At 32.5% G+C, this 21611-nt stretch carries 14 protein-coding genes; 13 read left to right on the top strand and 1 reads right to left on the bottom strand.

The features are described 5' to 3' along the window. Position 1 precedes the first annotated feature (1 nt). Positions 2-547, top strand: a complete 546-nt coding sequence (locus tag BJL90_RS02975) for a 2-oxoacid:acceptor oxidoreductase family protein (RefSeq protein ID WP_070964143.1) — start codon at positions 2-4, stop codon at positions 545-547. 545 nt (positions 548-1092) lie between these two features. Here the strand turns inward: BJL90_RS02975 and tnpA are convergent. Further along, positions 1093-1314: an IS200/IS605 family transposase gene (gene tnpA / locus BJL90_RS21340; RefSeq protein WP_081562299.1), complete on the bottom strand. Its 222-nt coding sequence runs from the start codon at positions 1312-1314 to the stop codon at positions 1093-1095. Between the two features lie 172 nt (positions 1315-1486). On the opposite strand from tnpA, the gene BJL90_RS02970 reads away from it, so the two are divergent. From BJL90_RS02970 to BJL90_RS02910, 12 genes are all read left to right on the top strand, one after another. After that, the gene (locus BJL90_RS02970) at positions 1487-2749 is read left to right on the top strand and encodes an RNA-guided endonuclease InsQ/TnpB family protein (RefSeq protein WP_070964141.1); all 1263 of its coding nucleotides are present in this window, start codon (positions 1487-1489) and stop codon (positions 2747-2749) included. A 123-nt stretch (positions 2750-2872) separates the two neighbouring features. After that, entirely contained in the window at positions 2873-3370 is a 498-nt protein-coding gene (locus BJL90_RS02965) for a DUF8052 family protein (RefSeq protein ID WP_070964139.1), read from the top strand. Between the two features lie 34 nt (positions 3371-3404). Beyond that, positions 3405-5024 (top strand): carbon starvation CstA family protein, encoded by a 1620-nt coding sequence (locus BJL90_RS02960; protein ID WP_070964137.1) that lies wholly within the window; start codon positions 3405-3407, stop codon positions 5022-5024. A 190-nt stretch (positions 5025-5214) separates the two neighbouring features. Continuing rightward, positions 5215-6561: a phosphoglucosamine mutase gene (glmM, locus tag BJL90_RS02955; RefSeq protein ID WP_070964136.1), complete on the top strand. Its 1347-nt coding sequence runs from the start codon at positions 5215-5217 to the stop codon at positions 6559-6561. A gap of 413 nt (positions 6562-6974) precedes the next feature. Further along, positions 6975-8801 (top strand): glutamine--fructose-6-phosphate transaminase (isomerizing), encoded by a 1827-nt coding sequence (gene glmS, locus BJL90_RS02950; protein ID WP_070964134.1) that lies wholly within the window; start codon positions 6975-6977, stop codon positions 8799-8801. Between the two features lie 776 nt (positions 8802-9577). Beyond that, a complete protein-coding gene (locus BJL90_RS02940) occupies positions 9578-10729 on the top strand; it encodes an SAVED domain-containing protein (RefSeq protein ID WP_070964130.1) in 1152 nt (383 codons plus the stop codon). Positions 10730-10752: 23 nt separating this feature from the next. After that, complete coding sequence (locus BJL90_RS02935) at positions 10753-12171, top strand: nucleotide-binding domain-containing protein (protein WP_070972928.1); 1419 nt, start codon at positions 10753-10755, stop codon at positions 12169-12171. A gap of 261 nt (positions 12172-12432) precedes the next feature. Then, positions 12433-14079 carry a site-specific DNA-methyltransferase gene (locus tag BJL90_RS02930; protein ID WP_070964129.1) on the top strand — a complete coding sequence of 549 codons (1647 nt, stop codon included), beginning with the start codon at positions 12433-12435 and terminating at the stop codon, positions 14077-14079. A gap of 2 nt (positions 14080-14081) precedes the next feature. Beyond that, positions 14082-16703 (top strand): DEAD/DEAH box helicase, encoded by a 2622-nt coding sequence (locus tag BJL90_RS02925; protein ID WP_070964127.1) that lies wholly within the window; start codon positions 14082-14084, stop codon positions 16701-16703. 1092 nt (positions 16704-17795) lie between these two features. Beyond that, positions 17796-18731: a TnsD family Tn7-like transposition protein gene (locus tag BJL90_RS02920; RefSeq protein WP_070964125.1), complete on the top strand. Its 936-nt coding sequence runs from the start codon at positions 17796-17798 to the stop codon at positions 18729-18731. Between the two features lie 230 nt (positions 18732-18961). After that, complete coding sequence (locus BJL90_RS02915; RefSeq protein WP_070964123.1) at positions 18962-19777, top strand: heteromeric transposase endonuclease subunit TnsA; 816 nt, start codon at positions 18962-18964, stop codon at positions 19775-19777. Positions 19778-19791: 14 nt separating this feature from the next. Next, a complete protein-coding gene (locus BJL90_RS02910) occupies positions 19792-21594 on the top strand; it encodes a Mu transposase C-terminal domain-containing protein (protein ID WP_070964122.1) in 1803 nt (600 codons plus the stop codon). Positions 21595-21611 lie beyond the last annotated feature (17 nt).

The following is a 21611-nucleotide window of genomic DNA, read 5'->3' as shown; positions in this document are numbered from 1 at the left end:
TATGACAACAGAAAAGATTATTATGGCAGGATTCGGAGGTCAAGGGGTGATGTCTATGGGGCAGCTCTTAACCTATTCAGGGATGATTGAAGATAAGCAAGTATCTTGGTTGCCCTCTTATGGGCCAGAAATGCGGGGAGGCACCGCTAACTGTTCTGTCATTGTTTCCGATAGTTTGATTGGTTCTCCTATTATTACGGAGGATGCAACCGCAGTTATTGCAATGAATTTACCCTCTTTAGTGAAGTTTGAAAAAAACCTAAGAACAGGAGGCAGACTCCTTATTAATAGTTCTTTGATAGAGAAAAAAGCAGAAAGAGAAGATGTAGAGGTCTATTATATACCTGCTAATGAGATTGCTAATGAAATAGGTAACCTAAGGGTGGCAAATATGGTGATGTTAGGAGCCTACTTGGCGCTGACGAATGTGGTATCTGTAGAATCTATCGTGGAAGCATTTAAAAAGGTATATGGTCCCAGCAAAGAGCATCTGATTACCCTTAATAAACAAGCCCTTGAACGTGGGGCATCAGTGGTAAATGTATAGAGAGAGGAAGTATGTTTTATATCCTAAATAGCGTATGAAAAAATATAGGGTAGATAGTAGTGTATTATACTATCTTACCCTATATTTTTTTTATATGAAAATAATTAAGTCCAATAAAATAAAAGCTAGAATAGATGCTAAGCATACAAACCCACTTCAATATAGTACATAAGGAATATTAAAGAAGAATCCCATTATTGTTAAAAAAATAAGAAGATTTATTTGTATTCTAAATTTTCCTATAGGAGGGATAGATTTCTAATTATTGTAGATAGACAAAAATTAGACAAAAAACAATAAGTATTGACAAATCTATAGTATAATAATTATGAGTAAGGTGGTAAATATTGCGGTTGGTTGCTTTTTAAAATTTAGCATGAATTTTAGGTTGTTTATGATAATCTTCAATATTATTGACATACAGACCGTATGTTAGCCACTAAAACATAAAAATTTTATAAAAGATGCCCGAAAACCTCCGTTGTTTATCTCGGAGGATGAAAGGGCATAGAATCAAGATGGTTCGATGCCACCTTGATTTTATACTACACTAACTTCTGATTCTGAATATACTTTTGAATTATTTCAGCACTTACAGTTCCAGCAGTACCGATATAATATCCCCTGCTCCATAATCCACTACCCCCAAATTTAGATTGTTTTAGCTTGGGAAATCCTTTAAATATTTCATAAGCAGAAATCCTTTTAAGTTTTCTAACTATATCAACTGGTGCAATAGTTGGAGGTGCAGAGACGAAAAGGTGAATAAGTCATTAGCATTTGTTTTTAATTTGATAGCCAATATTTTAATTTCAGTATATAAATCTTCGTCTATTGTGGTATTAATATTTTTTCTTGCCACTTTTAACACATAGTTGACTATGTAGCGATAATATGTTAAAACAAAAACATATATAACAATGTTAAGGAGGTGAGAAAATGAAGTTATCGTTTAAATTTAAACCAAGTTTTACAGTAGAGCAATTAAGTATTATACAAGAATTATCTTTCCATACAACTAAACTATATAATATAGTGAATTATGATTTAAGAGAAAAAGGCTTTAAATCCTATGTAGATATTGAAAATATCTACAAGACAAATTGGCACTCAGATTTTCTACATAGCCATACAAGACAACACTGTTTTAAAATGGTAGAGCAAAATTGGAAATCGTATTTTGCAAGTATCAAAGACTATAAAGAAAATCCACATAAATACAAAGGACTTCCTAAGCCACCTAAATTTAAAAATATGGAAGATAAAAAGAATGAGATTGTATTCACTAATCTTGCTATAAGGTTTAGGGAAAATACATTCATGTTATCTCTTTCTAAAGCAATTCAGAAGACATTTGAGGTAGAGAGTTTAAATTTTGAAGTTTCTAATAAACTTCAAAGCCTTATAAATTGGAATGAGTTGCAACAAGTTAGAATAAAATGGGATCATTCTTTAAAACAATGGTACTTAATTATCATCTACAACAAGCAAGAATTAGAACCAGTAAATAATATTAACATCATGGCAATAGATTTAGGGCTTGATAATCTTGCTACTATAACATTTAAAGAAGGTAACGAAACATACTTATTTTGTGGTAAAAAACTCAAAGGAATCAATGCTTTTGTAAACAAGAAAATCGCTTATTACCAAAGTATTGAAATGAAGAAAATAGGCTCAGATAAATTTAAAAATACCAAAATGATTCATTCTTTAAGAAGATATAGAAATAACTATGTTAATGATTATCTTCATAAAACAAGTAAAAATATTATTGATAAAGCAATAGAACATAAAGTAAAGAAAATAGTTATAGGTAAAATTAAAGGCATTAAGCAAGATATGAATTACAATAAGTCCTTTGTTCAAATACCTATACAAAGACTTACTGAATTAATAAAATACAAGGCTGAACTACAAGGTATTGAAGTTAAATTTAAAGAAGAAAGCTATACAAGTGGTTGTAGTGCCTTGGATTTAGAGCCAATAGATAAAAACCACTATAATAAGAGGCGCAGAGTAGTTAGAGGGTTATTCAAATCAAGCTTTGGATTAGTCAATAGTGATGTGAATGGCTCGTTAAATATATTAAGAAAAGAAGAAAAATGTATTCCTGAAATAGTGCAAGCTATGAGGGATAAAGGGAGTGTGTCCTCCCCGTTGAGAGTAAGGGTTGCCTGTCTCGGTGGTAGTTCACGTTAACTTTTGCATAGTTAAATAAAAGATGCATTTTCATGCTTTTTTCTCAATATATATATAAGAGGAAGGATAAATGTATTGATAAAGAACGCTAAGAGCTATATTGAGAGTTAAAGGGTGAAGAAAATGAAGGCACAAAACTATATAAAAAATATGGGAGAAAGGCTTTGGAAATATTTCGATGTAGAAAAGGCATACAGCTATAAAGAGATAGAATTTGATTTATTTGCTAAATCCCTCGTTAGAAATGAAAGATACATCGCTAGTAAGAAAATAGCTATTTACGGCTTTGAGAATCATGAATATCATTTTATTAAACATTATCAAGTGTTAAAGGAAGAAAGTATCTCACGGTTTTTAAGTGTACTCAGTAGTGCTGCAGAAGAACTAGTAAACCCTCATCCCGAGCATATGTCCACAATTATTACAGGAATCATCGTGGTGGAAAAAGAAATAAGTGAAGAATTAAGAAGAACCATAAAAAAATTTAAGTTTATGTGCAGCTTCGCCTTTGGTTTTAAAGGCTGGACATATATTAGGCTAGTTGTAGTTGATCTTAGCAAAGGGGAAGTAATAACCAATAAAAGAGGGAGGGAAGTAAAAAAATTTTATCAGATTCCTTGAAATGTAGTAAGGTAACTGGAAAGGGAGGATGATCATGAACGCATTGGTACTAGTTCTTATTTCTATTGCAATATTTTTTATTGCTTATGTTAGTTATGGAGCTTGGTTAGCAAAACAGTGGGGGGTGGATGATGGAAGGAAAACGCCTGCTCATACAAAAGGTGATGGGGTAGATTATGTTCCAGCGAAATCTCCAGTATTGTTAGGTCACCACTTTGCATCTATTGCAGGGGCAGGACCTATCGTAGGGCCTATCACCGCTGCCATATTTGGCTGGGTGCCTGTATTACTATGGATTATCATAGGAAGTATCTTCTTTGGCGGGGTACAAGACTTTGGCTCCTTATTTGCTTCTATTCGTCATAATGGCAAATCTATAGGAGAAGTTATTGAGATCAACATGGGAAAGAAGGGAAAAAAGCTTTTTGCTATATTTGCGTGGTTAACGTTATTATTGGTGGTTGCAGCCTTTGCTAATATTGTTGCAAACACATTTGTAAGCGTTCCTGAAGCAGCAACAGCATCTGTATTATTTATCCTGTTAGCAATTGTATTTGGCTTTGCTGTTTATAGGCAAGGGGTTTCCCTGGGGATTGGGAGCGTTATCGGCGTGATTTTATTATTTGTGTGCATAGCCTTAGGGAACATGTTTCCATTAGAATTAAGTAGAAATGCTTGGATTGTTATTTTGCTAGGTTATATCTTTATAGCTTCTGTAACGCCTGTTTGGATTTTATTACAACCTAGAGATTATTTGAACTCATATTTACTTTATATCATGATGGCAGGGGCAGTGATAGGCTTAATTATAACAAGACCTGCTCTTGAACTGGCTCCAGTGACGGGTTTTAATGTTGGAGGACAATGGATGTTTCCCATGCTATTTGTAACAGTAGCTTGTGGCGCGATTTCAGGATTTCATTCATTAGTTGGTTCTGGAACTTCTGCAAAGCAGCTAGATAAAGAAAGTGATGCAAAGATTGTTGGCTATGGTGGCATGCTAATTGAAGGAGTATTGGCGGTGATTGCTATTATCACAGCTGCTTATATTGGTCACGATAAGCTTGCGGCTCTACTAAACAACGGTGGACCAGTAAATGTATTTTCTGATGGTATTGGTACTTTTATGACCAGCTTCGGCATATCCTTTACTGTGGGAAAGTCCTTCGTGGCTTTAGCAGTATCTGCTTTTGCTCTAACTAGTCTGGATACGGGAACAAGATTAGGTAGATTTATCCTGCAAGAATTTTTCTATGAAGAAGGGGCGGCATCACAACATCCTTTAACCAACATGTATACCGCCACAGCATTAACCGTTGTGGTGGGCGGCTTATTAGCTATCACCAGTTGGGCAAAAATTTGGCCAGTATTTGGTTCTGCAAACCAACTGTTGGCTGCTCTTGCATTGATGGCTGTAGCTGTATGGCTGAAGAAAACCGGCAAAAACTATAAAATGTTTATTATTCCAATGGTTTTTATGTTTGCGGCAACTTTGCTTGCATTAATATTGTTGATTAAGACGAATCTAGGACCAGAGGGAAGTTTAATCTTGGTAGTCTTCCCTGTGTTGTTATTTATATTGGCAATTATATTGGCTTATCAAGGCTACCATATTATGAAGGAAATTGATACAAAAAAGATAACAAAAGTATAAAATAAAGTAGGAATGATTCATATTCAACCCACTAGTAGCTGTACTAGTGGGTTTTTATGCATGAAAAAGGGAAATCTATAAATAATTGTAACGAAGAAGCTGTTGAATAACATTACAGTAACTTTATTGAGTTTGTATTATAGATATGTTAAAATATAAAAGATACCCAGATAGAAGGGAGCAAAAATCTATGGGGAAGTTATTTGGAACAGATGGCGTAAGAGGAATTGCTAATAAAGAACTGACGCCAGAATTAGCTTACCAGTTAGGTCGGGTAGGCGCATATATTCTTTTAAGAGAAAAAACACAAGGAAAAGTTGTTATAGGAAAAGATACGAGAAAATCAGGAGATTTGCTAGAAGCAGCTATGACAGCAGGTTTTTTATCCATGGGTATAGATGTCATTACTCTGGGGGTTTTACCAACGCCAGCTGTAGCCTACTTAACAAGGCATCTACAAGCTGATTGTGGTGTAGTAATTTCAGCATCTCATAACCCTGCAGAGTATAATGGCATAAAATTTTTTAATCATCAGGGATATAAACTTCCCGATGAAGTAGAGGAAGAAATAGAAGACTATATACTTAATCATAAGGAGATCCTCCTTCGTCCAGAGGGCAGTGCAATAGGAAAGTATATCACTTTAGAAAATCCCATAGGATTATATACAGATTACCTAAAAACTACTGTTAAGCAGGATTTTAAAGGGTTTAAGATTGCCATTGATGCTGCTAATGGAGCAGCTTATCAAGCGGCTCCTAAAATTCTTCAGGAGCTAGGAGCAGAGGTATATGTTATCAATGACGTGCCAGACGGCATGAATATCAACTTAAATTGTGGTTCTACACATCCAGAGGTGCTACAGCAGCTTGTTAAAGAGACAAAGGCAGACATTGGGGTGGCTTTCGATGGAGATGCTGATCGATTAATTGCAGTAGATGAAGCGTGTCAAATTATAGATGGTGATCATATAATGAATATATGTGGATACAATTTAAAGAAGCATGATAAATTAAGCAAAAATACCATTGTAGCTACAGTAATGAGTAATATAGGACTAGATATAGCTCTGCAACAACAGGGGTGCCAGATTGTAAAAACAAAGGTAGGGGATAGATATGTTCTGGAAGAAATGATAGGCAAAGGCTACTCTTTAGGCGGGGAGCAATCAGGACATATCATCTTCTTAGAATATAATACTACAGGGGATGGGCTTTTAACAGCCCTGCAGTTAATAGCAAGCATGAAGGAAGAAGGAAAAAAGATATCAGAGCTCTCAGCTATGATGACTTCCTATCCTCAAGTACTGATAAATGCTAAGGTGAAAAATGAAAACAAAGAAGCCTACATGCAAGACGAAGTGATCATGACGGAAATTAGAAAAATTGAAGAAGTGATGAACGGTCAGGGTAGAGTATTGATTCGTCCTTCTGGAACAGAGCCCTTGGTAAGAGTAATGCTGGAGGGTAAAAATCAAGAAGAACTAAATCGGTTAGCTACAGCACTGGCAAAGTTGATTGAAGAAAGATTAAATTAAAACAGCTTGGGGTTAGTGGTGTAGCTGGCCCCAAGAAATTTATCACTGAAGGGGGAATGAGGATGGAAAAAGACTTGAAAAATTAAAACAAAAGCGCCTGGACTGAAGTTTAAGAAAAAACTTCAGTTGACGAGGGACAGGGTTAATCGAGATATCGGCGGGTGCCCTGCGGTGTATTCACCATCGATAACGGATCTACAAAATTATCAAGTGATTGATAACACAAAGAGATCTAAGTGAAAAAGTCTGTAAAATTTTTTGTTATGTTTTTAGAGGCTTGGTTTTTTATGGCCTTTTTTATGTTGAACTGTAAAGTCGATGAAATGATTTAATTTGGATAAATGTTGTTTCTTTTGAAAAAAATAAATAGGCTAGAGATTCTTTATTATAAAGAATTGAAAGGAGAATAAATTATGTGTGGAATTGTTGGATATATAGGTAAAAAAGAGGCTGCTCCTATCTTAGTAGATGGGTTAGAAAAATTAGAATATAGAGGATATGATTCAGCTGGGATAGCGGTTTATACTGATCAAGATATCGTTGTTAGAAAGTACAAAGGAAGACTAAGTGTATTAGAAGAACATTTAAATAATGAAAGTATACCAGGTACCTTAGGCATTGGTCATACTAGATGGGCAACACATGGAGAACCAAATGATGTGAATGCTCATCCTCATACCAATTATGCAGGGGATATTGCTGTAGTGCATAATGGTATTATAGAAAACTATATGAAGCTAAAGGAATGGTTAACTGCACAGGGAAAAATATTTGTTTCTGAAACGGATACAGAGGTTATTGCGCACTTAGTAGATTACTATTACAAGGAAGATTTAGTAGAGGCAGTACAAAAAGCTATAAGCAGAATGGAAGGTGCCTATGCTATTGGTGTCATCAGTAGAAAAAATCCTGAAAAACTCGTGGCAGTTAGAAAAGATAGCCCGTTAGTAGTAGGAATAGGTGAGGGTGAAAACTTTATAGCTTCTGATATTCCAGCTTTATTAAAGTATACAAGAAATGTTTATTTTTTAAATGATGGCGAAATGGCTGTTTTAGATGAAAATAATATTACAATGTTAAATGAGTTCGGGGAAAAAGTTGAAAAAGAAGTATTTGAAGTAACATGGGATGTGGAAGCGGCAGAAAAGGGAGGCTATCAGCACTTCATGATTAAAGAAATTTATGAACAGCCGAAGGCCTTAAAAGAAACCATATCTCCAAGAGTTAACAATAAGAATGAAATTGTACTGGATGATATTAAGCTGACAAAAGAAGATCTAGAAAAAATTAATAAGGTCGTAATCGTAGCCTGCGGTACTGCCTATCATGCAGGTTTAGTGGGAAGATATGCTATAGAAAAATTTGCTAAAATTCCAGTAGAGACGGACGTAGCATCAGAGTTTAGATATAGAGATCCCTTTGTGGATGACAGAACTTTATTTATTGCTGTAAGCCAGTCTGGTGAAACAGCAGATACTTTAGCTGCTCTTAGAGAGGCCAAGGAAAAGGGCGCTAGGGTATTGGCAGTAACCAATGTAGTAGGTAGTAGAATTTCTAGAGAAGCAGATGATGTCTTCTATACATGGGCGGGACCAGAAATCGCTGTAGCTTCTACAAAGGCATATACTACACAATTGGTGGCTATGTATTTAATTGCATTAGATATGGGATTAAAGAAAGGTACAATTACTAAGGGAAAATATGATGCAGTGCTAAATGAACTTAAAACCTTCCCTGAAAAAGCAGAAAAGCTTTTACAGGATAAACAACTCCTACAAGAGTTAGCGGATAAGCAGTTTAACAATCAAAATGTATTTTATATTGGTAGAGGTATTGATGATCATGTGGGTAGGGAAGGGTCATTAAAATTAAAAGAGATTTCCTATATTCATTCTGAAGCTATTGCTGCGGGAGAATTAAAGCATGGAACCATTGCTTTAATTGAAGAAGGAACACTAGTAGTTGCTCTAGCTACGCAGGATCATCTATATGATAAGATGCTTTCCAACATCAAAGAGGTGAAGGCAAGGGGTGCTTATGTAGTAGCGGTGGCGAAGGAGGGTAATACAGAGATAGAAAAATCAGCGGATATTGCTATCTATATACCAAACACATTGGATGAGCTTACGCCGGTTTTATCAGTGATTCCTCTACAAATATTAGCTTACTATATTGCTGTGGCTAGAGGTTGTGATGTGGATAAGCCGAAAAATTTAGCTAAGTCGGTTACTGTGGAATAAGGAGAATGTAAGCACAAATAGTGTTGTATGTTTTCAACAAAGTTCTATACTATGCTGTACACTCCAAATAAAGTTCACCTAATGACAATAAAGTCCACCTAGAACAAAAAAAGTTGACCTAAAAATCATGGAAAGATATCAGTTTTTGAGACTGAATCTTCCATGATTTTTTTATAGCAGCAGATAAAATAGAAGAACTATTGAGATTGAAATATTGAAAAGAATATTGATAAAACCATTGAAAACAAAGGAATTGATCCATGTATTGATTCTTTATATTGATTGATTTTATTGATATTTAAAGCAGAAAAAGCCCCAATCTTAACCCTTAATTCTTAATCCTTATCTCTAAACTTCGGTCAACTTTATTGTAATTTTTAGAGCCAAGATTCAAGGAAAAAGGCTCATGAAAGAGCCTGTTTTTCGGTGAACTTTATTGTAATTTTGAAAATGAAAAATGGATAAAAAATGGGCTGAAAGCCTGATGGGAAAAGGGGTTGAGGGTGGTGGAGGTTTTAGGTGGAGTTTTTTTGTATTATACATCTCTCCTATGTTTTTTTGTCTAACTAAGGTCTTATCATAATCTTGGTGTATAATTTGCATAATCTCGACTCCATTAGAATTAAGTAGATTCCTAATTCTCGTAATGAATGTAGGAAAAATTCTTGTTTGTTGCGAGGAAATTAATAATTTGATTAATATAGGAAAATAATGTATAATGCTAATTATTAGCACTCTCATATATAGAGTGCTAAAAGAAGAAAAGGGGGAATCATATGACCATAACTGTTTATAAAACTATCGTTGCAGTTTTATTTATTGGACTTACTATTTTTAATATTTATAAAGGTGGCATTAGGTTAAAAGAGGGGTATTTTGAACAAATTGCACCTTTTGCTATACTTGAAACGGGAATTTCATTAATTACTGCTGGTGTATTTTCTATTGATAGTTCCCTTATAGCTATGTATGCTATGTCAGGTGAAAATCAGCAACTGTCAATTCTTGATTACATAACAATGGCCCAGACAGAATTTACTTTAATTGGTTTGGGAATTCTAATGTGTATTATTAGTTGTTTTGTACATAAAGCTCTTTCAACTGATAGGTCAATACGATTGTTAAATATTCAGGCTTATGATGATAACAGGTTAGAATATCTATCGACAAAAAAATGCAAAGGAAAAATTGTTGAGGGTATTTACATCGATTTAATAGGATTATGGGAAGAGTTAAGGGCAAGAAAAACTTCCAGCGCCGAATTTAAGAGAATCATTGATAAAATGGTAGGAGTGGTTGACAAGCAAGTAACTCTTTTTAAAGCAGGAACTTCAAAATATAAAAGGGCCTTTACTGGAATAGCACCTATTCCTTTATTGATTTATACTGGCAGGCTTATACCTAAATTAGGATTTTCAGAGTACCTCGAAATACAAAAATTAGAAAATGAAAATGATTTAATACCTTTAGATACTACTGGTAAAATACAGTATTCCCAATTACAGGTAGAAAACAATTTAACCACTTCAAACGAAGATGACGAAGTGGTAGTTGCTGTGTCAACCACTCAACAAATAGACAATAATGATTTACTACAATTCATTAATAAAGGAATTGAAGTAAAGCACATATTCTTAGAAAATCCAAATCATAAGAGCATTGTTTCAGTAAAACAAATAAACGAATATGCTGAAGTTATATCAAGAGAAATTTTAAATATAAAAAAAATTAAGCCGAAACTTAAAACTATACATTTAGTATGTTCATCAAAGCCCTCTTTAATGTTTAGGTTAGGTCAACTTATAGATGATACCCAAATGCCTGTAATTATAAGTTATCAATATACTCAACAAGATGATAATAGGTATCCTTGGGGGATTTATATAAACCACTATAAAAAGCAAGGCGAATTGCATAGATGGATATAACATAAGGGGGGGGAACTGTGAGTATGTATAATATTGACAAGGAAATGCGAAAGTTTTATAGAACAAAAGTAGTATTAGCTCAATCAGAACAGAAATCTTTAATAGAAAAAAAGGACCTAAATTTAGATAGGTTAAAAGGTGGTTTAAAAGAATACAATGAAGAAAATGATACAAATTATAAAATTGTAGATTCAATGGTACAAGGCAGTGTTGCTATGCAAACTGTGGTACAAGCAGAAGAAAATAATTACGATATAGATGTTGGAATAGTATTCAATAAGTCAAATCTTCCAGCACCTAAATCTTCAGAGAATAATACTACAACTGTTAAAAACATAGTCCATGATGCTCTTTTAAAAAAATCTTCTTTTTTTAAAACACCACCTGAAAAACGTACAAACTGTATTCGGATTCAGTATGCTAACGGCTATCATATAGACTTTGCTATATATAGAAGAGAAAAGAATGAGCAAGGCGAATATATTTATCAGCATTGTGGCGCAGACTGGAACTACAGGAATCCAAGGTCGATAACAAAGTGGTTTAAAGAAAGAGATAGAGTCCATAGTTTTAATCTAAAGAGGATTGTTAGGTTACTAAAAGCATATTTAAAGCAAGATAGTTCATGGAGTGTACCTGGAGGTCTTATTCAGAGTGTATTGGCAGACGAATGTATACAAATTTCAGATAGATTAGATAAAATGTTATATGATACTATAATAGAAATTATTAATAGATTAGATATTGACACTGAAGCATATAATCCTGTAGACACTGACGATAACGGAAACAAGATAACTTTATTAACAACTGAAAGTCATAAGGATAAAATGACTAAAATGAAGAATTATTTAGATAAAGGAATAAAGAAACTGTCAGTACTATTCGACGAAAGTTGTACAAAAGAACAGGCATTCACAGCTTGGGCAGATTTTTTTAACCATAATTATTGGACTGAATTAGCAGAGAACTCCGTACAGAAATCTTTAAGTGAAACATTTTCTAAATTTGCAGGAATTGAAGATGATATATATGATTTTGATGAGACAGAAGAGTTTATAGAAGATTTATATCCTATATCTTCTACTCAATATTCTCTCAAAATTGAATGTAAAGTGGAACAAAAAGGATATAGAATTGATTCTCTGCAAAATTTCTTGAGATTCAATAAGTTTTTAAATCCCCATAAAAAGTTGCATTTCAAAATTATTGAAAACACAGTACCTTATCCATATAAAATATTTTGGAAAGTTTTAAATAGAGGAAAAGATGCAGAAAGAAGAAATGAGATTAGAGGACAAATTATTAAAGGTAATAGTGGCGATGATGTCCGTATAGAAAACACAAAATTTTCAGGAAATCATATAGTATATTGCTATATAGTTAAAGATGGTGAGTGTGTGGCTAAGGATAGCATCATTGTTCCAATAGAAGCAAATTAAATTTAAGTGGTAGGTTAGTTAACCTACCACTTAAATTTTCTCTGGATTATATTACTTACATAATAAATGGGAGATTAGGTTATCAAAAATAGTTATATAGTAAAAACCGATAAATATTAATTGAAGTTGCTTATTATTGAGTTTGAGTTTTAGCATGATATAAGATATACTAAATTTTAGTATAGAGAACGATTAAATCAAATATAAAAAGCCTTTATTTTAGTTTGAGCTTCATACATAAAAAGGAAAGGGGAAAATTGAATGCCCTCACTTAATTGGATTGGGAGACAAGCAGTTATTAATCACTATAAAGAAATGCCTTACCACTTATTAGACACCAAAAAAGAACTATCATATAATATTGAAGAGGCAGAAGGAAATATTATTGTGCATGGAGATAATTTAGTGGCACTGAAGTCACTTTTGCCATACTATTCGAAGAGTGCAAAGTTTTGCTACATAGATGTACCTTATAATACTGGTAATGAAGAATGGATTTACAATGACAATGTCAATGACCCTCAAATAAGAAAATGGTTAGGACAAGTGGTCGGCAAAGAATTGGATGACCTTTCCAGGCATGATAAGTGGCTTTGTATGATGTATCCCAGACTTCAATTACTAAAGAAGTTTTTACGTGATGATGGATTTATTTGTGTTCAAATTGATGACTCTGAAGGTGCTCATTTACGAGTAATGATGGATGAAATTTTCCATAGTTCCAATTATCTTGCAACTATCTATGTACAAGTTAGATATGCTGATAAAACATTAAAGCAAGATATGAATTTCCATAAGCAAATTGAACAGATACTTGTTTATAGAAGAACTCCTAAAGCTAAACCTTATATGAAATCTGAAGAATACTCATATGATAAATTTACTTATACTATCAAAGAAAAAGCTGAAGGTAGAGAAATAGAACTTGGTGGGAAGAGAGTTGTAATTTTTAATCCTGGTGAATATGAAATAATAAACAAGGAAGAAGGATTTAAGGAAGGACTTAAAGAAATATGGGCAAGTGGAACAATTCTTGATGGGAATTCTTCTGGAAGATTTTTTAGAGACTATCTAACTGGTCGTAAAGAAGGAGATGGACTTGGAGTCTTATATAAAGTCTATGGTATTGGTGAGGACATGTACGATTATCGTTATTTCACAGGACCAAAGCGTAGTAATGCTACTAAGGGAAAATATTATCAAGGTGTACCATTAGATAAAATGAGTGATGATGCGGAGAGTATAAAATCTATACCTAATTTTTATGATATGGCTGCTGATTTTGGTAATTGTAGGCATGAAGGTGGAGTAGAGTTTAAAAGTGGTAAGAAACCAGAGAAGTTACTTGCAACGCTGATGGAGTATTTTACAAGAGAAGATGATGTTGTGATTGATTCATTTTCAGGCAGCGGTACTACAGCTGCTGTAGCTCATAAAATGAAGCGTAAGTGGATTGCAATAGAGATGGGAGACCACTGCTATACCCATGTACAAAAGAGGTTATTATCAGTTGTCAAAGGAACTGATTCTCAATTTAATTGGAATGGTGGTGGCGGATTCCGCTTCTATGAATTATCTGTTCCACTTACTGATAGATATGGTCAAATTAATAAAAGTGTATCTTATGAGCATTTAGCGAGGCACATTTATTTTACCGAAACAGGACATTCTGTATCGGAAGATGATTTGTTAGAAAAACCATTGATTGCAGAGTTTAGAAATACTTTTTATTTCTTGCTATTTGAAAATGACCAAGAAACAGTATTAGATAATGATATTCTGGCTGAAATAAAAAAATATAATGGAACGAAAATTGTTTATGCTGACAGAAATGTAATTAGTAGTACGCATTTAAAAGCCCATGACATTATGTTTAAACAAATTCCATACCAAGTGGAGGTGAAATAAGTATGTTACCATTAAAGACATATCAAGAAAGAGTACTCGAGCATTTGGAAAATTTTTGCAAACTTTGCATAACAAAAGGAGCAGCAGAAACTGCATTCTTAGAGTATACAGGAAGAAGCTACCTTGGAATTAGGCAATTGCCGGGACTACCTTATGTTTGTTTGAGAGTACCTACAGGCGGAGGAAAAACTTTAATTGCTTCTCACTCTGTATCTATTGTAAGAAAAGAATATCTTCGTATAGATAACTGTACTGTTTTATGGATTGTTCCAACCAATCAAATAAAAGAACAAACACTAAAAGCTTTAAAGGATAGAAACCATCCATATAGATTAGCGCTTGAATCTAAGAATGATGGAGACATACATGTGCTCGATTTACAAGAGGCTAATTTTACAGGTGCGGCAGATTATGAACAGTCTACTTGTATTATAGTTACTACACTTGCAGCTCTAAGAATAGAAGATATAAATGGTAGAAAGATATATGAATCAAATGGACATTTACTTAACCACTTCATTGGAATGAGTGAGATGCAAAAAAACAATCTTGAAAAAGGAGAAAATGGAGAAATCCTTTACTCCTTAGCAAATGTACTTCGTTTAAGGCGACCTATTATTATAATGGACGAAGCGCATAATGCCAGAACAGAACTCTCTTTTGATTCACTTGCAAGATTTAGTCCATCTGCAATTGTAGAATTTACTGCTACACCACAACAAATACATGAGCCAGATAAAGGGCTTTATGCAAGTAATGTTTTGCATTCTGTTTCTGCTGCAGAATTAAAAGCTGAGTGGATGATTAAAATGCCTATTTATTTAGAAACCAATAATAATTGGCAAGATATTTTAAATAAAGCAATTGCAAAAAGAAATGACCTTGAGAAAATTGCATTAAACGAACAAAAGCAATCCAAGGAATATATTCGACCTATCTTACTAATACAAGCACAACCAAGAAGTCAACAACGAGAAAATTTAACTGTTGAGGTAGTTAGACAGTCTCTAATTAATGATTTTAAAATTCCTGAAGACCAAGTCAAAATCCAAACAGGAGATATTAAGGAGCTTGAGGATATTGACTTATTTAACGATACTTGTGATGTTAGATACATTATAACAGTACAAGCACTTAGAGAAGGTTGGGATTGCTCATTTGCATATGTACTATGCTCCATTCCTGATATAGGTTCTGCTACTGCTGCCGAACAATTAATAGGGAGAATACTAAGACTTCCTAATGCTATCAAAAAAGTAAACGATGAATTAAATAATGCATATGCCTATGTGGTATCTAATCAATTTCACCAAACCCTTGCTACGCTTGGAAGTGGGTTAATTGAAAATGGGTTTACTGAATTTGAGGCGAAATCAATCATTAAATCGATGGGAGAGGAACCCAATTTACTAAACCTTGCGGTGGTACATACAAAAAAAGTAAATAGTGTTCCAGATTTAAATAAACTATTTGGGAATTTAGTAGAAAAAGTGGCTTATAAGCCTGAAACACAAGAAATAGAGGTAAAAGGTTTTATTAATGAAGAAGAAAAAGAGCAGATACAAAAATGTTTTATCAATGATAAGGACAAAACAGTAGTTGAAACAATATTTGCTGATATAAAAAAGAAAATTGGTATAACTACTAAAAACCAAGAGAATGCATGGATGAAACCAACCGAAAATATTTTAGTTCCTTCACTATCCTTTAAGGTAGAAGGGCAACTACAGATATTTGAAGATATTCATTTCTTAAATGCTCAATGGGATATACTAAAATATGATGCAAAGCTGGATGGTACTTCACTTACACAAATAGAAGATAAAAGCAGATTAGGAAAAATAGAAGTGGATACAAAGGGAAATATTGAGTACCGTTTTATTGAAGAATTACATGAGCAATTATCGTATTTAGTTACAGATAAAGAGTGGGCAGAGGAAGAATTAATCTTTTGGTTAGATAGAAATGTCGAGCATCAGGACATATCTCAAGCAAAGTTTGTTGTTTTTGTTCATAAGATAATTAAAGACTTAGTTGAAAATCAGAAGATGGAATTAAAGAAAATTGTATACTATAAATTTAATTTAAGAGATAAAATCAAGGTATTAATAAACAACTATAGAAAAAAAGCACGTAAGGAAAATTATCAAACAGCCTTATTGAGTGAAAGTATAACTGTAGATGAAAGCAAGACTTTTACTTTCAATCCAGAAATTTATCCTGCCAATTGGGCATACACTGGAAGATATAAATTCAATAAACATTATTTTTCTGAAGTTGGAGAGTTGAAGGAGTCAGGTGAGGAGTTTGATTGTGCTGTCTATTTAGATAGTTTACCTGAAGTAAAATACTGGTTTAGAAATCTTGAAAGGCAACCATTATACTCATTCTGGCTTCAAACATCTACAGATAAATTCTATCCTGATTTTGTGGCACTTTTAGAAGATGGGAGAATTTTAGTTGTTGAATATAAAGGAGAGCCCTGGAGCCAAACTTTAGATTCGGATGAGAAGAATGTTTTAGGTAAATTTTGGTCCGAACGAAGTGATGGAAATTGTTTATTTATTATGGCTACTAAAGATAACTTAGGTAAAATAGCAGAATTGGTTAGAAAAAGGAAGTAAAAAAAACATATATTTGGACCTAATATTTATGTAATCTAAAAAGGCTATAAGAGAAACTTATTAGCCTTTTTAGATAGTGGTACATAAAAATAGACATTAAGTAATATTAGATTGAAGTTGCTTTTTAAATATGGCCCATGCTTCTGCTGGTGAGAGAGGCATAATAGATAGTTTTTCAGAATGACCTATTCGAAGGAATAATTCCTCTACTTTATTCAAAGCTATATTTTCTTTTCAAATAATATCAATTATCATTGAAACAATATCTGGGGTCGTATCCCCTCTTTCCTGATTAAAAGGAGGATATCTCATCAATAATACTTCATCTGTAATTGAACCTACATTTTTAGGTCCATTTAAATCGATGAAGCCAATAGCTAATTATGTAGACAACCTATCATTTTGTCTATTTTCTTTATCCAGAACTTCAGCCATCGACAGTTTTACATTTCTATATGACCCAAAGTTCATTTCTTTAGCATAATTAATAGACTGTTTGTTTAAAAGAGAACAGAGAACATCCACGTTGGATGGCATTTTATTCAGCCTTAATTTTAAAGCTGATTTTTCTTTTATAAAGTCTTTTTCTGTTAGTCCATTATATGATAGCGTTTTATTTATCCAGTTTTGATAAGCCTGCTCATTTTTTGCTTTATCTATCTCCGTAGCTCGGTCTCTGTAACGAGCACTTTTTCTTTCGTTTTTAATGATGCTCTTACATACATTATATTATTATAGTTATATTTCGTTTTTCGTTGGTATTTTTATCAACTTATAGCTACAATAAGGACAATTGAGTATATTAGTACCTATAGTGTAAGTATTTTCTATTTGCTTAGTAAATTTTGCTTTTAATAAATGCATGATACTCACATTGTTAACCCCTTTTTATTCTAATTAAGTATAATTATATCATTTAATTATTAGAAATTTTACGAAACATTCTAAAACTTTATATATTACTATGTCTAAGGATTTACTCAAATGTAGTACTAACTCAATAAACTTAATATAATTTCAAATACTTGAATAATGTGTGGTATAATCATTTAAAAAAAATCAAAACACAGCGTAGGGGGGGGAAATAATTTGATGGTTTTCTATCCGCCAGTTTATGATGATGAAATTATTTATAGCATTTTTACAAGGTATTTTGAACTATCAGGTTTAATAGGCGTTAAAGAAGCTTTAATTACTTTATTTGGAACAAGTACACCCTGCATATATACGATGTTTCCCAAATATCTCAAGCGATTTATGGGCAAAGCTGAACTATTTAATAATCAAGACTTTAATAAATATATGATGGATAACACAATCCTTCCGTTGTTTAAACCCTTTATATGTAAAGACTCCTTTGAAAGTATTCAAGTACTATTGGAAGAATATGAGGAAAAGGCTATAAATGCTAAATTAGGATTGACAATGAAAGATTCTTTTATAAAAGTAGATAGTATAAAAATTTGCTTAGAATGTATTAAAATGGATTATCAAAAATTTGGAGAAACATATTTACGTATAGAACATCAAATTAAAGGCAATAATGTCTGTTGGAAGCATAATGAAGTATTGTATGAACATAAAATAAGGGATTATAAAAATGATACTATTATTAAAATTAATGAAATTATAAGGAAAAACTTGATTGAAGATTATTTCAGACAAGTTTTTATTGGTGATACTTTCTATGAACATTTAGATTTAGCCATTAGTATAGCTGATATATTCAAAACAAAAGACATTGAGATTAATCTGCAATTAACAAAAGATAAATATAAAGATGTTTTATTTGATAAGAAATTAATTACTCCAAAAGGATATTTAAAGCAAACTAAACTTACCGAAATGATGTATGATTGTTATTCGAGCGAATTTTTAGTTATCCAGAATGCTTATATTGATGAAAAAAATAAAGATAATTGGTTGCACAGAATGATGATAAAGTCCAGAAATGTTACAAATCCCATAAAACATTTATTATTTATTAGAATGCTATTTGGTAGCTATAATGATTTCTTGGAATATTAAATATGAGACGTGATTGCAAGAGGGCTATAAATATATTATAATAATCTACGATACAGAATTATAAGGATGTGATTTAATGAGAAGGAAATGGTGTAACAATAAGCGGCATCCAATTATTAACAATTCTCTAAATAATAATAAAATAGTGAGTATAATCAAGGACACTGTTGAAAAATCAACAGTGTCTTTTTATGTGTTACACAAGAAATTAGAATAACACAGGAGGATTTATGGCAAGGCAAAAATCAGATAAATATAAATTAATAGAAGGACGAGGCGTTGGAGCTTACAACCAATATAAACCTTGGTTAAAGGTACACGAATTTGGCGCTCATTCAAGGGTACATAGAATTAAAGGTTGGAAAACGGGTAGGATACATCAATTAATGAGTGATTTAGAACTGTATTATTTTCTAATAATACAGTGGGAAGATAAAGTAATTGATATTAGAGAACAGTTTCCTTTATTACCTATAGAGCAAACGATTCTACTTGCAAATGAAATGGGTATAAGACATCCAGCAGAAAAAAATAAAATAGGTAAAGAATATGTAATGACAACAGATTTTCTCATTACCATACAGGATAATAATAATTTTAAAAATATTGTAAGGACTGTAAAAGCGAAAAAAGATTTCGATAAGCAAAGAACACGAGAAAAACTGTTAATAGAAAAGCAATATTTTCAGCATAAGAAAATAGATTGGGGAATTGTATTAGATATTCATATAGATAAAATAAAAGCCCAAAATTTATATTCCATATACAATTATTATGATTGGAATCAACGAAATTTGATAAGCGATTATCAACTGTTAAAATATATAAATGATTTTAAGATGATTTTAAATGATAATAACAATATTGTAATAGAAAGTACACTTCAATTTGAGAGAATGAATAGCTTAAAAGATGGGGAAGGATTATCATTTCTTAAATACCTAATTCTACACAAAAAAGTCCAAGTCGATATGAATAAATTGTTTAATTATTCAAATATGAAAGTATTCGATAATGATATTATAGAAACTAAAACTAATGTATAAAGGAGCTATGATTGATGATGTTTTTAGTAAATGATTTATTCGAGTTATATGTAGACAATAATAAGCGTTGCGAGAGAATTCTTTGGATAAGTCCTGAAAATAATTTTTGCTTTACAATTGATATGCTATCAGAATCATTAAATATTAATACAAGGCAATTGTTTGATTTAGAGGAATTAATTAAAAATGGATTAGCAAAGATAATAGAAGATGACTTCATAACTCGACTGAAACCTGAGGACATTATAAACGAAAGAAATAAACAAATTAGGGATAAAGCTTTTAATGCGGTTAAAGAAATTATAAATGTAATAGGTGAACCAGATATCTTTGACGAAAAAAAGAGATTTAAGGTCATAAAAGAGACCCAGAGAAAATTAAATATATCTAATGCAACTCTATATAAGTATTTAAAAAACTATTGGAAAGGAGGCCAAATTAAAGATGCACTACTTCCTCGTTATGATAACTGTGGAGGTAAAGATAAGGAAAAAACTTTTTCAATCAAGACAGGTAGAAAAACTTACGAAGCCCAAATTACTGGACAGAACAATGGTGTTATTATAGACGAAGAAATAAAAAAAGTATTTACTATCTCAATTTCAAGGTACTATCATAATACAAAAGAGATTAGTTTGCGAAAAACATATGAATTGATGATTAAAGACTTTTTTACTGAATATATAGGTGGAAGCAAAGTAGTCAATCATTACCAAGTTATTCCCACTTATAAGCAGTTTTGGTATTGGTTTAAGAAAAATTATAGTAGTGAGACGACAATAAAAAGCAGAAAAGGAGAGAAGAAATTTGCTTCCGATTATAAAGGATTAAACTCAAATACAAAAATAGAAGCATTTTCCCCAGGATTTAGATATCAGGTTGATTCCACAATTGCGGATGTATTCTTAGTAAGCAGAATTGATAGAACTTCTGTAATAGGGCGCCCCGTTGTATACTTAGCAGTTGACGTATTTAGTAGATTAATTACTGGAGTCCATATAGCTCTTGAAGGTCCATCTTGGGAGGGGGCTTCAAGTTTAATTTATAATTGTTATGAAAATAAGGTTGATTTTTGTAATAAGTATGGTATACAAATTACGGATGATGATTGGCCTGCAAGAGGTTTGCCCGAGGTCATAATTGCAGATAGAGGGGAGCTGGTGGGACCATTAGGTGAAAAGTTGGTTGTTGATTTAGGTATAAGCTTAGAAAATACACCAAGTTACCGCGGTGATGCTAAAGGAATAGTAGAACAAAACTTTAGAATATTGAACAGCAATATCAGAGATTGGTCTCCTGGAGCAGTAAAAAAGGAGTTTAGAGAAAGAGGCGAGCGTGATTATAGATTAGATGCGAAGTTAGATATTTACCAATTTTCAAAAATTATAATACATTCTATTTTGCATAGAAATAAATGCTTAATAAAGGATTATGTACTTGAACAAGAGATGATAAATGATAGGATTAGTGCTATACCTGTTGAATTGTGGTCATGGGGACTTAAAAATAAAACTGGTTCTCTAAGAAGTGTACCATTAGATTTACTAAGACTAAAATTAATGAAATCAGGTAGAGCAACAATTACAGAAAGAGGAATAAAGTTTAAGAACGTATTATATTCAACATCTATAGCGGAAGGAGAAGGATGGTATACGAACGCAAGGATAAATGGAGTTTCCTACATTACTATAGTGTATGATAAGAGAGATTTATCAATCATCTACATTGTTTCAGAGAATAAATTTATCCCGTGTAAGGTAAAGAACACAAACGATGTATTTGAAAATAAGACGTATGAAGAAATAGTTGATTTGTAAGCGCCAAAGAATTTCTA

Source organism: Clostridium formicaceticum, from assembly GCF_001854185.1.
In the GTDB taxonomy this organism is placed as follows: domain Bacteria; phylum Bacillota; class Clostridia; order Peptostreptococcales; family Natronincolaceae; genus Andreesenella; species Andreesenella formicacetica.
The sequence above is the reverse complement of the archived record's forward strand: the minus strand, read 5'-3'. Positions and strand labels throughout refer to the sequence as shown.

Coding starts and splice junctions, on each gene's coding strand:
- BJL90_RS02960 (WP_070964137.1), top strand. CDS start 3,405: ATGAACGCATTGGTACTAGTTCTTATTTCTATTGCAATATTTTTTATT.
- BJL90_RS02975 (WP_070964143.1), top strand. CDS start 2: ATGACAACAGAAAAGATTATTATGGCAGGATTCGGAGGTCAAGGGGTG.
- BJL90_RS02930 (WP_070964129.1), top strand. CDS start 12,433: ATGCCCTCACTTAATTGGATTGGGAGACAAGCAGTTATTAATCACTAT.
- glmM (WP_070964136.1), top strand. CDS start 5,215: ATGGGGAAGTTATTTGGAACAGATGGCGTAAGAGGAATTGCTAATAAA.
- BJL90_RS02935 (WP_070972928.1), top strand. CDS start 10,753: ATGTATAATATTGACAAGGAAATGCGAAAGTTTTATAGAACAAAAGTA.
- BJL90_RS02940 (WP_070964130.1), top strand. CDS start 9,578: ATGACCATAACTGTTTATAAAACTATCGTTGCAGTTTTATTTATTGGA.
- BJL90_RS02910 (WP_070964122.1), top strand. CDS start 19,792: ATGATGTTTTTAGTAAATGATTTATTCGAGTTATATGTAGACAATAAT.
- glmS (WP_070964134.1), top strand. CDS start 6,975: ATGTGTGGAATTGTTGGATATATAGGTAAAAAAGAGGCTGCTCCTATC.
- BJL90_RS02965 (WP_070964139.1), top strand. CDS start 2,873: ATGAAGGCACAAAACTATATAAAAAATATGGGAGAAAGGCTTTGGAAA.
- BJL90_RS02915 (WP_070964123.1), top strand. CDS start 18,962: ATGGCAAGGCAAAAATCAGATAAATATAAATTAATAGAAGGACGAGGC.
- BJL90_RS02925 (WP_070964127.1), top strand. CDS start 14,082: ATGTTACCATTAAAGACATATCAAGAAAGAGTACTCGAGCATTTGGAA.
- BJL90_RS02970 (WP_070964141.1), top strand. CDS start 1,487: ATGAAGTTATCGTTTAAATTTAAACCAAGTTTTACAGTAGAGCAATTA.
- BJL90_RS02920 (WP_070964125.1), top strand. CDS start 17,796: ATGGTTTTCTATCCGCCAGTTTATGATGATGAAATTATTTATAGCATT.